Here is a 15,725-nt window from a genome sequence, read left to right as displayed (position 1 = left end):
GCATGACGACGCGGTGACACGCGTGACCTTCGGCATCGACGTGCATGCCCTCAGCGCCGATCACAACAAGAAGCACGCCATCATGCCCAAGCCCATCGACATGAAGCCCTACGACATCCCGCTGCGAGCACTGATCGCCAAAGACATTGATGGCCTCATGATGGCCGGACGCTGCATCAGCGGCGATTTCATCGCGCACTCCAGTTACCGCGTGACCGGAAACGCCGTCGGCATGGGTGAAGCCGCTGGCGTCACCGCCGCACTTGCTGCTTTATCAAAGCGCCTGCCCCACGAAGTCGCGTGGAGCGAGAGTGAGGCAAAGCTGAAGACGATGGGGCAGCGGGTGTAGAGATCCTCGTCTGCACCGCGCCCCACTCTGAAGACCTCAGTCATGGACAGGACTTCGACGGTGTCCGAATCGTCAACCCCTTCAGCCTCAAGGCGCCGGCCGGAGGCCAGCAAGGTGGTCCGCACCTGCGAAGCCGCGAAGCGAATCCCCTGGGCGGCGTCTCCGCATCTTCAAGTCCCAGCTTCCCCACAAAAGCCTGTTCAACCCGGCGTGCCGGTTGATTCCTCGGCCAAAGCCACCCTGCAGAGGTCCCCTGTCACCCTCACGAGCAGCGGCACGAGGGCATCGGAGCAGACTTGGGAGAGCTTGTAGGCCCGGGCAAAGTCGTTGTCGCCTTTCTCCAGCAGGCGCAGGGCTCCGGCGATGGGCGGATGCCCCTCCATGTAGGGGTGCGCGGCATCCCCGAGCGTACTGATGGCCTGCTGCACCGCCACGGACACACGCTGCGCCACACCCCGCGCGATCCGTTCCAGCATCACACCATCGTTGTGGTTGGAGGCATTGTTAAACAACAGATCCAGTGACCGCGTCGCCCGCTGAGCCTGCATCAAATGTGGCAGCACCTCGGAGAGACGCTTCTGGGCGGTGATCACATGCTGCAACATGGCATCATCACCACGAGCGAGTCGCTGATTCACTCCGGCAGCCAGGCGTTGCGCCGCCGCCAGCTCAAAGGGCTGCATCGGCACCTTCAGCTCGTTCAGCTGCCGTTGGCTGTTTTGCATATCTGCGGCAGCAGCGACTTCCGTGTTGGCGCTGAGATCAAATTCACCTGGGTTCGGGAAGGTGAACTTGGCTTTGAGCAGATCGCTTCCCACCGTCTGGTTGAGGAGCTTGGTCTCCAGTCCGACATACTTCTTCAGCAGTGGATCATAGGCCGGCCCATGCTCTTCCATCCGGGCGCGGGCCTCGTCCGCGTTCGGCGGGCTGTTGAGGTCCAGCGGGCTCAGCCGCAGGAAGTGAAAACGCTCGCCGTAAAAAGCATCCACGCTTCGGTCGGCCTCATCCGCCGCCTGACGATCCTGCACCATCCGCGCAGAGCTGCGGAACTGCACCTTGTCCAGCGGCACCTCGAGCTGGTGCTGGAAGTGGTCCCGCGTCACCGCACGGCTCAGAGAGGTGAAATCGGAGAAAAGCTCCGCCGCAGGTGCTTCCAGGTGAAAAACACCGGGCTCCTGAAGCGCCAGCGCCGCTTTCACACGGTCCGCATCGGCGGGGTGGGTGTGGTTCCATGCCGTCCGCGACTCCTGCACCGCCTTCTCGATCTCCCCACGCACCTTCTCCTGCATCGTACTCTCGCGCCAGACCACGAGCGCGGGCAGATCATCCGGCAGCTCCTTCGTCTGGAAAGTTTGGTAGGCGTCGTTCATCGCCGCCCCATGCGCCACGCTCAGCAGTCTGAGGCGCTCCGCCGTGCGTGGAAATTCGTCGCTGCCCGCCACTTTCGCCTCGTAGCTGTCCGCGTCGAACTCCATCTGCCGGGACATGAAGCAACTGATCGCATGACCCGCCTGCATCAGGCACCACAGCACCTTCCGCCCCATCCACACGCCGCCCTTCGCCAGTAGAAATACCAGTTTCAGCCAGAGGTTCTCCGTGGTGGCCCAATCCTCCAGCCGCTCGTCCCAGTGGTCGCGCTCATACACCACGCGGGCAAACCAGCCGTTCACACTGCGGATGATGAAGCTGAACCGCATCCCCGCCCCCTGCGCGAAGTGGCCGAACTCATGGGCCAGCACTCCCGTGAGCTGGCGCATCGTCATCCCGGCCGCCATCAGCAGCCCGATGGTCAGCACCAGATCATGGGTGAAAAAGCTCAGCCAGCCCCAGCGGAATCCTGCCGAGGCATTCACCTGGGCATCCAGCCTGATCTCACGCGGCACCGGCGCACCCACCACCTCGCAGACCTTCCGCACCAGGGCGAAAAGCTGCGGCTCGTTCGCCTCCAGCAGCTTCAGTGGCGGCGGCGGCTTCGGGGCACGTGAAAACAACGGCTTCACCAGGAAGAGAATGAAAATCACCCCGACCACCGCAGGACCCAGATAAAGCACCAGCGCGATGAGGGTCGCCCGCCCGTGCAAGTTCTCGAACATCATCGTGTCGTTCAGCAGATGCCACCACACCAGCCAGCCCATCGCGATGATCAGGGCGATGTAGATGACCGGCAGCAGCACCATCGTCAGGGCCACGATCCCCAGCCCGCCTTGGTAGAAAAAAGAAAGCTTCGCAGGTCGGATACCACCCGTGAAGGCCTGTTCTGGAGATGAGGAATAGGTGTCAGTCATCGGGAGAAATCGCCACTTTCCTAGCGACTCCCCGACGAGCCGTCAATATGGGATCTCTTCCCTCGACAACTCTCCGAGAAGGGAACAGTCAAAATAGACGGATCACCAAAAGACGGGCAGGCCCCGTCGCTTCAATGTCTGGCCGGATCGCAATAGTCGAGGTCCTGCAGTAGTAACCATCCCAACCATGCCTTTCCCCAACCAGCCCGAACCTGCGCGGCAGCGTCTTGGAGTGCGCCGGGCCTCCGGCGCTCTCCGGTGGCTTGGCGACGTTCGAAAGCTTCAGAGGACTGGAGCACTCCAGAACGCTTTCGCGGTCATTGTGACTCTCTTGATCTTCACGGCAACTGTCGCCCGCGCGGAGACGATGCTGCAGTACTTCAATACCTCGTGGGCGGAGATCACGGCGAAGATGCCGGAACTGGCGGAGGCGGGTTATACGTCGCTTTGGCTGCCGCCGCCGACTAAAGGCTCCGGCGGGCTGTCGGTCGGGTATGACATGTGGGACCCGTTTGATCTGGGGTCGAAGAATCAGCGGAACTCGGTGCGGACGCGGTATGGGACGGAGGCGGAGTTGATTCGGCTCGTGGAGGTGGCGCATCGGTTTGGGATTCGCGTGTATTTTGACAACATCATGAATCACCGCGCTTTCGATGTGCCGGGATACAATGAGAACACGCCCATCGACATCTATCCGGGCCTCGTGCCAGAGGATTTTCATCTGCGGAAGACGCAGGATGGGTTTTACCGGAAGTGGGACAACACACGCTCGTGGAGTGATGCGTGGCAGGTGCAGAATCTGGGGCTGGCGGACCTGATCGACATCGCGCAGGAGCCGGGGACGACGAACAATAACTTTGGCCTCACGGAAGGCTCCACGGCTCCGAAGATCAAGTTTGTGCGTGATCTGTTGCGCCCGGAGCAATACTGCTATTTGCCCAATGGGACGTATGTGGGCTTTGGGCCGGGGAATGGCATCACGACGGAGCTGCTGAATGCGAACAAGGCCTTCTATGAAGAGCGGGTGGAGGATTATCTGAATCGTGCAGCGCGTTGGTTGATTGATCGCACGAAGGCGGACGGACTTCGTCTCGATGCGGTGAAGCATGTGAAGGCGGATTTCTTCGGGGCGACGTTTGGCGTGGACAAGGATTCGAGCGACTACGGCTACTCGGGTCAGGTGCAGCGGCAGTTCAACATCACGCGCGGCTTTAGCGATGCGAACCATCGCGACACGGTTTTCAGCCTCGATGGCGGTCGTGATGATGCGATGCTGTTTGGCGAGCATCTCGGCGAACCTCCGGCTTACGGGCCGTACATCGACGCAGGCATGCGTTTGGTCGATAATGACCTGCGCAGCCAGCTCAACAGCCGTTTGGGCAATCCTTCGAGCGGGCTGCAAGGCTACGACTGGGCGGGTGTCGGCGGCTTTGCGGCGGACATCGGCGTGACGCATGCGCAGAGCCATGACAACGACTACGCGGCCCGCAAAGAGCTGCAGCATGCGTTCTACTTCCTGCGTCAGGGACTCGGGTTGCTCTACACGGATGGCAATTATCAGGCGGAGACGCTGGGAGAAAGCGGTGGCGCGTTTCCGCGTCATGCCAACACGTCGTTCCTCGGTCAGTGGAATGACGCTCGCGTGCCGAACCTGCTGTATGTGCATGATCAGTTCGCTCGCGGCTATCAGCTCGGTCGCTTCAGCGATGCGGATGTCGTGGTGTGGGAGCGGCTCGATAAGCGCGAAAATCCCGGCATGAGCGATGCGGATGCGGTGACGCTGCTGGTGATGCTGAGCGACAACTACAGCGCAGGCACCGCACGCAGCTTCACGAGCGCTTTCCCCACAGGAGCCTATTTGTACAACTACTCGACCTACGGCGGCGGCTTTTACAAATTCAAAGAGGAGCTGTCTTCGACGGTGTTGCCAGCGGGCGGCTACTTCCTCTTCTCGTGGAAGAATCCTGATCCATCGGAGCTTTGGAAAAACATCGGCGGCAGGCCCATCACGATCACGCAAAATGGGGTTGAGGCTGGCACCGTCACTGTGAAGCGCAAAGACGGCCCGAATGGCGACAAGGCCTTCAATGGCAACACGTTGCCTGAGGCTTCGCGACCTGTTTTGCCTGCGGACACGGTGACGACGGACTACACCTACAGCGCTGTCATTCCACGAGTGACGAGCATCAGTGGCGTGCGTTTCGTAGCCCGCACGGATGGCTCGACAGCGAATGTGTTGATGAAGCTCGACGGCGGCATCGATATGAACGGCACGGTGCCGGTTGGCAATACGGACCCGGCATTGCGCGATAATCCGCCTGCCCTCGCGAACGATATGTTCATGGGCTATGAGCAGCCGAATTTCATCAGTCGCGTGCATCCTGAGCTTTTCGCGGCGCAGGACACGGCTCGCAATGCCACTGGCAGTGCGGGAGCGGAGACCTTCACCTCCACGACGGTCACGAATGGCTCCGCACCGAAGTTTATCGACGGCAATACGGCGGCCTTTCTCTATCACGATCCCGCCGCGCCTGTGGGCAACATCACGCCAGCCCGCAATCAATACGATGCCTCGCGCAATGAGATGTGGGTGAAGGCAAACAGCGTCGGCGGTGGCTACAAGGCATTCCTTTATTACACGACGGATGGCTCGAACCCCGAAGGTGCGGCAGGGCGTGGTCGCGGAGCGACGAAGGTCGTGGAGATGCTGTATCGCCACAACGACGATGGCGGCACGAGTGATTGGTGGAGCGCGGTGCCGCTGCCGGGTGATTTCACGGCCACGTCGAAGTACAAGATCGGCATCGCCAAAGACGCGAATGATCCGTGGTGGCCAGGGAATGCGGCTGCGGTGACGCGGAAGCAAAAGATGATGTCCACCTATGAAACGAATGCGCTGAACCTCGCCACGTTGCCGGTGCGACCACACTTTGACTATGGCGTGGCGCAGACGGGGCTCAGCGAGGGCATGCATGTCATTCGTGCGCGTGCTTTCCTGAGCCGCAGCGGTCAGGCGAGCATCTACAACACCTTCACGCAGTCCTTCTATTATGATGCGCAGCGCACCACGGGCGAGGTGCGCTTCCCGGAGAACAATGGCGATACCGTGGGCGGCAGCGAGTATGGCATGGTCGTGCGCACGGACCCAAGCGTGACGGAGGTGTGGTATCACATCGACGACAACAGCTCGAGCAACGACGACAGCATCACGCGCAGTCAAAACGGCAACGGCGGTGGCTTTGAGCCTTTCACGGACGGAAATCGCAACGGCACCCGCGACACCAACGAGACCTACACCGATTTGAATGAAAACGGTGTGTGGGATGCCAGCCTCGGAATCGCCTGGGTGAAGGCCACGGAGGTCACGCCGAGCGTGGAGCCGACGAATGTGGCCTACACCAAAGAATGGCGCTTTAACTACGCGAACATCCCCGCTGATGGCACCGCGACGGTCCAAGTGCGTCTGCGTGAGATTTCGTCGAAGAGCTTCAAGGACTTCGGCGATGCCGATGTGGCCGGTCACTACACCACGCTCACTCGCACGGTGAACTGCGCCGGGCCAAACATCCGCATGTTCGTCGCCTGGCCGCCGAATGACGGCGATCTCGTGGGCGTGGGCTATGTGATGAAGGTGTACTTCTCCAAAGCGCTTGCCGATGGCCTCAGCGGCACGCAGCTCCGCGACCGCTTCACCATCCGCATCGGCTCCAGCGAGACGAATCAATACACCTCGTATCCGCGCACCGACTACACGATCAATTACGACGAAACGAGCGACTACCACGCACTGGCCTTCACGCTGCCAAATCTCTACAACGATCAGCCGGACTACCTGCACCGCATTGAGGTCACGCATGATCGCCCGTCACCGAATCCCGATCTGCTGGCCACACGACTCGTGAAGGCGGAGCCGAGCATCATTCCGCGCATCAGCATCGTCACACCGCCGGAGTTTGATAGCAGCAGCAAGCCGTATGAGATCGTTTTGCCGGATGTGGCCTCGCCCACGGCGGATCAGCGGAAATTCACCATTCGCGTCACCACCTCCGTCGCGGCGGATTCGGTCGTTTTGAACGTCAACAACGGCCCCATGACCCTCACCGGCCCCACGACGAGCATTGACGGCAGTTCGAAGAATTGGGACTTCGTTTGGTCCAACATGGCGGAGGGTGAATTCCAGTTCACCGCAACCGTTTTCGACAACGGCAACGAAAACCACGAGACGAGGAACACGCGGGTTTTTTTTCGCCAAGTCGTCCCCGCGAGCGAAACGGACCCGGACGACGATGATGATGGATTGCTCGATGGCGACGAAGGCACGGACACGCCGCTGCCGAATGGCTTTCCCAGCACCGATCCGCGCTACAAACCGAATGCCGAGCAGTGGACGAACGGCGAAGTCCACATCGCGAATGCCTTTGGCAAAACCGAGCCGCGCAATCCCGACACGGATGGCGATGGACTGCCAGACGCGTTGGAGGTCGGCTGGCGGCTCGCACTCGTCGTCGGCGAATCTTTTTCAGATACGGGCTACGGCTCGCCCGTCGTCGGTGCAGGCAATGGCGTCTTCGATTGGACGGATACGAACAGCAACGGCGCTCACGATGTCGGCGAGGCCAGTGAGACCTTCACGGATGGCGATGCGGATAACCAATTCGACTTTGGCACCATCTTGAATGCCGACTCGAATGGCGATGGCGTGACGAACTTTCGCGGCGACATCGACCCGCCTTTCTACAACACGCTCGACAACCTCAACAAGGTGCCCGGCGTGAACACCGCCAGCGAAGGCGGTGACCGCTCGAAGCAACTGCGTGGCTCCGTGACGAAGCCCGATGATGCCGATAGCGACGACGACGGCATCGAAGACGGCATCGAGGACACGAACAAGAACGGCTGGCTCGATGGCGACGGCGCGAGCCTCGCTCCCGGTGATGCACCGACGACAGCACGCAACTGGCCGAACAAGGTGCGTGACCCCGGCGAAACCTGGACCGAGACCGATCCGAACAACGCCGACACCGATGGTGATGGTGCTCGCGATGGCACGGGCGAGGACAAAAACGGCAACGGGATCATCGACGGCGACACGGGCAATGATCATGTGTGGGCCGCTGGCGAAATCTGGACGGAAACCGATCCGCTGAAGGCTGACACCGATGGCGATGGCCTCACCGATGGCTGGGAGGTGCGCTACGGCCTCGATCCACTCGACAATGGCACCGTGAGCTTTCGTGGTCTCGTCGCCAATGCCGACAACGGCCCGGCTGGCGATCCCGATGGCGATTTGTTCACGAATTTGCAGGAACTCACCAACGGCACGAACCCCGTCGAGGACAACACCATTCCTCCTGCACCTCCGGGACAGATCGTGATCGGCCCGCAGGCGCCAGTGGTCATCGGTGGCGTGACGAACAACCGCGAATTCACCGACTGGCAGATCCACGACCTCATCGCGCTCGATGAATACAACGGCGACGGCTTCAACAACCAAGGCAGTGACCTTTACCGCAATGGCGACGGCTTTGATAGCAGCCGCGACCTCGTGGCCTTCTATGCGCATGACGGCGGCGCGGTGACGAATGGTGGCGATGGTCAGTTTTACTTCCGTGCCGATTTTCAAGACCTCAAGGCGCTAGCCGAAGAGAGTGCGATGGATCTTTATATCGTGATCGACTTCAACTCGCCCAGCGTCGGCGAATCGGCGCTGCCGGACCAAGTCGATGCCCGCACGAACATGAAGTGGGAAGTCTGCGTGGCCGCTTACAGCACGGACAACGGCGCGGTGCATGTCGATACGAACGTCGCCAGCAACAGCACGAGCATCAATCAAACGCTGACGGACTTCGGCGTGGTGCGTCGCAGCCAGTTTGAGACGAACGGTTTCAAAAAGAGCTGGTATAACAGCGCCATGGACGCCGTGGAGATCAGCATCAGCCGACAGGCGCTGCTGGATGCCGGATGGAATGGCAACGTCAACACGCTGAACTACCAGGTCTTCACCACGAAAGATGGCACGCAAAACTCGCCCGCAGGCGCTGGCGAAATCGGCAACCGCAACGACATCCGCGACAGCATCCTCGATGACGGCATCGCCAGTGATTATTGGCGAGATCAAAGCACGCTCGCTGGCAGCGGCAGCGTTTTGAAAGCCTGGTTCGGCCCCAGCGGCACGAATGACATGTGGAAGCGTGTCAAAGTGGCCAGTCTCATGCACGAAAGCCGCCCGCTCATGGCCGGGAATGAAATCCATGCCTTGCTGAACAATGGCGCGAGTGGAGGCTGGTATCGCCCGCTGGATGTGCATGAGGCTTACGCCTCACCGCTCGCCATGCATATCACGCCACAGCTCGGCAGTGCCATCCAATGGGCGAAGGTCGATCCAGCGGTGAACAAGCCCTGGCGTGATGGTCCTGCTTTGAATGCACGCCTCACGGCGCTCGCTAGCAGCGGCGTGGTGAAATTCACCGGCACCACGTTCAGCGATCATATCCTCAATTATTTCCCCCAGAGCTACACGCAGACGAATGTGGCCGATGCCGCCTCGGCGATGACGCAGATCTACGGCGCAGCACCTTCCACGAGCGTGTTTTACCCGCCGGAGCGTGTGCTCAGCAGCAGCACGCTCGACATCATCAGCGCCTGTGGCTTTGGTTACACCTTCATCGACCAAACGCGGCACATGGAGAAGTGGTACGGCCGCACCAGCAGCCTCGGCAATGACGGCTATCGCATCAATGACAGCGGCAGCGGCCTCAAAATGTTCGTCATCAATGACCAGCCGAGCCAGTTCCGCTTTCAAAACACCGATGGCGGCCTCAACACCAGCCTGCGTGAGCTTTTGAGCCGCAAGGCCCGCAGCGCGGTGCAGGACCAGGTGGTGATCCTCGGCAGTGATTGGAGTGATTTTGTCTCCAAAGCCAATGCCGATGCCTACGACATCAATCTCGCGTGGATGGCCAGCCGGCCGTGGATCCAAATCACCACGCCGCAGGCCATCGCCGCGGGTGAGGTCGATTCGAACCGCGATGGCACGCCTGAAGTCTGGCCTGCTGTGGTGCGCAGCACGCCCACGCTGCCGCTGGTGAGCAAAGACTTCGTCCACTACGCCACCCAGGAAAACTACGACAACTGGTTCAACGGCCAGCCAGGCCGCGAAGAAGGTCTGAATGGCAAAATCTTCAATGTGAGGCCGACGGTGCCGCTTCCGGGCGCCTTTGGCCGCGTCGGCGTTTCCGGCCTCGCGAACACCGCGTGGACCGTAGGCACCACATTGGCCGTTTCGGAGCCGAATCTCGGCTTTTTGACGCGAAACGCTTTCCACGGCGCGATGTGGCTCACCGCCTTCCATGATCAACCCGTGGCCGATTTATCGAAATACAGCACCGGCGAGTATTTGTATCCCGACACGAGCAACAACAGCCTCGCCGGCTTCTCCAAGGCCGCGCAAAGCCAGTTCCGCTGGGCCGCCGTGTATCAACGAGTGTCTCAGTGGGCTGCGAGCGCCGCCACGCTCTCGAACACCAGCTCCGCCACGAGCGAAGACGCCGATCTCGACGGCGAGAACGAGCATCTGCTCTTCAACGACCGCGTCTTTGCGATGTTCGAGCGCATCGGTGGTCGCATGACCTGCGCGTTCGTCCGCGATTTGACCACCGGTCGCGTGCTGCAAGTCGTCGGCAATCCGCACAGCTACTCCGGCTTTGAAACCGAAGAAGAAGGAGCGGTGAATGTCATCAGCGGCGCGGTGGGCAGCTATCGCACCAGCGGCTTCAAAGACTGGTATGCCGCAGGCCCCAACAGCATCGCCTACAACAACGATGTGTATGTGGCCACCACCACGACGAACGGCTTCACCTTCACCAGCGCCGATGGCAAGATCGCCAAAACCATCACGCTCGCGCCGCGTGCGAATGCTTTGCGAGCCAGCGTGGCTCTAACCGGTGGTGTGACCACGCTCTACCAGCGCCACGGCCTCAGCCCGCATTTGCAAAACCTCCTCGTCAAAGGCCAGACGCATCTCGGCAACGTCAGCAACACCGGCGGCATCGTTTCCCTCACCAACTTCGCCCCCGACGCCACCGTCCGCACCTACCTCCGCGCCATCACCGCCACCACTCACAACCCTGGAGCCATCGACGACGATCCCGTCATCACCTTCGACACCCTCAATATGCGCAACCAAGCGCAAACCCAGCAAGTCGAGTTCGCTTTGACCAACGGCGCCACCTTCGACCTCGGCTTCGAAACCGGCGTGACTTTGAGTGAAAGCGTGGACGGCGATGCCCTCCCCGATGCTTGGGAAGCCGCCAACAACCTCAACAACACCGACGGCACCGGCGCGAATGGCAACACCGGCAACGCCGACAACGACCGCTACGACAACCTGAGCGAATTCATCTTCGGCCTCAGCCCCTCGCAAAGCGACAACTACCAACCTCTAGTCATCAAAGCCACCAGCGGCTTCGACGTGACCTTCCCCACGATCCCCAACCGCTGGTATCGCGTCTTCGCAAGCGACAACCTCACCAGTTGGACCCCCATCGGCACCGATCAACTCGGCACCGGCTCCCTCATTACCGTGAATGATCCCACTGCGCTGCTTGCACGCTTTTACCGGGTCGAAGCCCGCCTCGTCACGCCATGATCCGACTTCTGCTATTCCTTTTTCTTGTTTCCTCCGCCTCCGCGTGGGTGGCGAATGAAGTCGATTTCCCCGGCGATGGCCAGGGGTGGGATCTCAACACGACGAACTGCTACAAATTCACCGGACCGGACGGCAGCACGGAGTGGTTTCGCTTTGAATGGTCGGCAGCAGCGGCGGACAGCGATTACAACTTCAAGATGGTCACGGGCAATGACTTCGCCAAGGATTACGGAGGCAATTTGATCTTCCCGAAGAATGAGTTGGCGATCCTTTACTACCAGCCGGTGGGTGATTCGGCAGCGAAGCTCTCCGGCGGCGTGACGAATGGCAAACGCTACATCTTCACCGTCAAAGACCCCGGTCTCGCGAACACGTTCATCAGCGTGATGGAGCTGAGCAGTGCTCCGGTGGCGATCACGGGGGTGTCGCGGAATGCGGGCACGGGTTTGATCACGATCAATCTCAACGGCACACCCTCGGCGGAGGAGAAGGTCTATGTGCGCTACACGGACAGTGCGTGGAAGTATTCGCAGGTCATCCAGGCCACGGTGGCGGGCGCTTCGGCCACGGCGACGATTCCAGACATCAAAGACGGCAAAAACTACGCGTGGTATGTCTTCACCAGCACGGCGGCTCCGGACAAATTCCACAGCAGCTTCGCCACGGATGCGCTGACGCTTTCCTGGAACAACAACGCGGGTGCGAACTACCCCATCACGGGGGTGAACCGCATCACGACGTTCACCGTGAACAACACCAGCGGGCCGTATCAGACGACGAAGTTCTTCATCGACGAGATCGCGGGTGAATCCTACCCGCTGAACGTCAGCGCTACCTTCAATGCGGGCACAGCACCGACCGAGGTGGAAGTCGTGACGAACCTCAATCGCCGCGAAAAGGCCGACCAAGACAACAACGGCGACGGCATCGCGGACGGCATTTTGCCGCCTGCACGCGACCTCTGCGGCCAGAACGACATGCACTATTATAAAGCGTATGCGATGACGGCGGCGGGCTCGACTTGGAGTGCGTCGATCCCCGTGACAAAGACCGGAGCGTATCGTGCGACGGTGCGCTACCGCTTCTCACCGACGGGGCCGTGGTTCTACTATGGCGACCGCGATCACGCGGTGGTCGTCTCGCCGAAGAAGACCCTGGAAATGACGCTCTATGAGCTGAATCCGCTCACCATCGAGGCCACGGCGAACAACAGCGGCGGACGCAGCACCTTTGTCGATCTGCTCGGTGCGGCGGATGGCGACACCGACGGCACGGACCCGCTTTCGCTCGATTACTTCAACACCATCCAGACGAACTGCCTGTGGTTTCAGCCGATTCATCCCACGGGCGGCCTCGGTGTGGAAAATGATCCTGCCACCTCATCGCCGTATGAGCCGGGCAGCCCGTATGCGACGAAGAACTTCTTCGCGGTGAATCCCTGGCTTGGCAGCGCGAACACGGAATCCTCGGCCTTGAGTGAGTTTCAGACCTTTGTCACCAAAGCGGACAACTACAGCGGCAGTGTCGGCACGATCAATGTGATGCTCGACTTCGTGGCGAATCACACGGCCTGGGATGCGGTGTATGGGCAGGGCGGTGTCGATCTCGGTCTCGCGGGTGGCACGACGAATGCGATCCCGGCAAACTGGTATTCACGCACCGGCGACTACGGCCAGGCGGCGACCTATTTCACCAGTCTGACTGACAAAGACAAAGCTGTGGCCCCGGATCGCAATGACTTCGGAAAATGGAACGACGTGGCGGAGCTTTACTACGGTCGCTACTCGGCGCAGTGGCGCTTTGACAGCTATCCGCCGGGCTTGGAGCCAGATGAAAACGAGGACGACTTCATGGACTGGAACTCCCTGAGTCCCGAAGTGATCAAACTCTGGCGCTACCTCGGCTACTACCCGATTTACTGGCTCCAGCAGACCGGCCACTCGCTCACAAACTCGACTACTGGCAGTACTGCGGCACGGCTCGCAGCGGATAACAAAGGCATCGACTCGCTACGCTGCGATTTCGGCCAGGGGCTGCCGAATCCGCTCTGGGAATACGTCATCAACAAAACCCGCAGCGCGAAGTGGAACTTCGTTTTCATGGCCGAAACGCTCGACGGAGCGCAACCCGGCTATCGCAGCAATCGCGTGTTCGACATCCTCAATGAGAGCCTCGTCTTCAACTTCACCGCCAGCCATGTGAACAAGGAATACGACATCCAAAGCGCCCTGGAGAGCCGCCGCAGCAATTACCGCACCGGAGCCATTTTGCTCAACATCACCGGTCATGACGAAATCCTGCCGGACAACGACGCGTGGCTGAATGCGACGCGCTACGCCACCATGGCCGCCGTGCCCGGCCTGCCGATGACGTTTTACGGCCAGGAACAAGGCATTCAAAACTACAACACGAGTTTCGGCTTCATGCACTACGATGGTTTTGAGACCGATCACGAGCTGAACTTCGGCAAGCGCATCCCGCACTTCAAAAAGTGGAATAAAGCGCAATTCTGGAGCCAGCCGCCGCCGAACAACACCGGCATGGCGCAGTGGTATGGCCGCGTGAACTGGGCCCGCCTCAACAGTCCCGCGATCAAAAGCATCAATCAATACTACCTCGACCTCAAAATCGGCGGCGGAGCACCGGCTGACAATATTTTTGCCATCGCCAAATATGAACAGGCTGGGGCTTCACCGTCGCAGAAAGACGTGGTTCTGTGCTTTGCGAACCTCTTCGAGCATTCGGCGGCACATTTCGTCACCAGCAGCACGTTTGATCTTCGCGGCGGTGCCGGTGATCCGCTTTGGAGCCTGCTCGGCCTGCAAAACAGCGCCACGCGGCAATACAACGTGCGCAACCTCGCCAGCAGCAACGCGGGTGCGAATGTCTGGCCCACCGCCCGCACTGGCGCGGACATTTACAGCAACGGCATCCCTGTTTCACTCGGCGGCGGCACCGTGAATCCGATCACCGCCGACGGCGAGTTGGCGCAATTCTTGAAGATCGTCGATGTGACGCCTCCACCGAGCAGCGCCCCGAACACGAGCTACTACCAGATCGGCACGCAAGGCACCTTTACCTGGCCCAGCAACGCCGGACCGCACGACAACATCACCAGCTATCGCATCAGCATCGGCACCACCCCCGGCGGGAATGAGGTCGCAAACAACGTCAGCGTGAGCGGCACCAGCCACACCTTCACCGGCGTCGCCGGACAGACCTACTACGCCACGCTGAAAGCTGTCAGCGCCATCGGCATCGAATCCACCGCTTCCTACAGTGACGTCGGCGCACCGAATCCATCCAGCACCACCACGCCCATCAAACTCCTCGCACCGACTGCGGACGAGGATGGTGATGGCACCCGCAATGAAGACGAGGATGTCGCTGGAACGAATCCGTTGGATTCCTCCAGCCGGTTTGTGATCGGTAGTGTGGAAAGGACTGGCAGCAGTGTTCTGGTCAACTTTTCCACGGTTTCAGGGCGCTATTACCATGTGTACAGCAGCACAGATTTGCAGTCTTGGACGCTGGAGAACGAAAGCAGTTCCAAAAACCAGCTAGCCACGGGAGCCTCTCTATTGTTCTCAGATCTGGACTCTGCCGGTCTCAGAAAATTTTATCAGGCGCGGGTGACGTTAACGCCCATACCATGACCCGCCTGCTTCCGGTTGGTCAATTGGCTAGAACGGTATTCCATGAAACATTTGTTTTGACGGAAATGTTCATTTCCACCATTCTCCGAGTGTAATCTAACCCGGTTTTATCATGAAATTCGCCCATATTCTTTACCTTTGTGTCCTGCTGCCACTCAGCGGCTATGGAGCTGCCGGGATGTTTGATCAGTTTATCATCGTCAATACTGGCTCGAATGCCTATTATGACATCGGTGCAACCACGGGGAACCCAGAATTTCAGGGAACCAATCTCGGTGATTTCACTTCCGGCGGAAGCCTTCTGCTTGGCGGTCAGGGGAAGAGCTACAAGAATGGCGCAAGTGATGTGACAGGAATGCAGCTTTACTATCGCGTCTGGCAGGGGAGTGCGGGGGGAGCTTTCAGCCAACTCAACTACGCATTTCAAATCGATAATGTCGGGAGTGTTTCAGGAGATCAGCAGTGGGGAACCGATGTTGCTGGATCGAATGCATCGGCTTTCTACTCAGGCAATCTGCTCACAGGGCTTTCGGCAGGTAATTACAACGTGGAAGTTTACTCCCAGATTGCGACCAACGGCCTGGGCGGTGCCATCAATCCAACCGTCAACAATAACAGCGGCAATAATTTCATCGCTTCCTTCACCGTGGTTCCTGAGCCGTCACGTGCTCTGCTCGTGATCATGGGCTTAGGATTGGTGTTCGTGCGCCACCGTCGTTCCTGCTGATTTTTTGAAACTCGCACCTTGAATAAAGGCCGCCTTAATTGGCGGCCTTTTTTTATCCACA

General features: G+C 59.8%; 5 protein-coding genes. 4 read left to right on the top strand and 1 reads right to left on the bottom strand.

All coding sequences use genetic code 11. The features are described from left to right. On the top strand, positions 1-349 hold a 349-nt coding region (locus AC6FTP_RS14130; protein ID WP_497207561.1), incomplete at its 5' end, for an FAD-dependent oxidoreductase. A 200-nt stretch (positions 350-549) separates the two neighbouring features. Here the strand turns inward: AC6FTP_RS14130 and AC6FTP_RS14125 are convergent. Then, positions 550-2,634, bottom strand: coding sequence for a M48 family metallopeptidase (locus AC6FTP_RS14125; RefSeq protein WP_497207560.1), 2,085 nt, complete (start codon positions 2,632-2,634; stop codon positions 550-552). A gap of 322 nt (positions 2,635-2,956) precedes the next feature. Here AC6FTP_RS14125 and AC6FTP_RS14120 point away from each other — a divergent pair, with 322 nt between their 5' ends. From AC6FTP_RS14120 to AC6FTP_RS14110, 3 genes are all read left to right on the top strand, one after another. After that, complete coding sequence (locus tag AC6FTP_RS14120) at positions 2,957-11,281, top strand: alpha-amylase family glycosyl hydrolase (protein ID WP_497207559.1); 8,325 nt, start codon at positions 2,957-2,959, stop codon at positions 11,279-11,281. After that, positions 11,278-14,937: an alpha-amylase family protein gene (locus AC6FTP_RS14115; protein WP_497207558.1), complete on the top strand. Its 3,660-nt coding sequence runs from the start codon at positions 11,278-11,280 to the stop codon at positions 14,935-14,937. The genes AC6FTP_RS14120 and AC6FTP_RS14115 overlap by 4 nt, the downstream gene beginning before the upstream one ends. Before the next feature lie 112 nt (positions 14,938-15,049). Beyond that, the gene (locus AC6FTP_RS14110; protein ID WP_497207557.1) at positions 15,050-15,664 is read left to right on the top strand and encodes a PEP-CTERM sorting domain-containing protein; all 615 of its coding nucleotides are present in this window, start codon (positions 15,050-15,052) and stop codon (positions 15,662-15,664) included. Positions 15,665-15,725 lie beyond the last annotated feature (61 nt).

This window comes from Prosthecobacter sp. (assembly GCF_044378005.1).
Taxonomy (GTDB): Bacteria; Verrucomicrobiota; Verrucomicrobiia; order Verrucomicrobiales; family Verrucomicrobiaceae; genus Prosthecobacter.
This window is presented reverse-complemented; position numbering and strand designations above follow the sequence as displayed.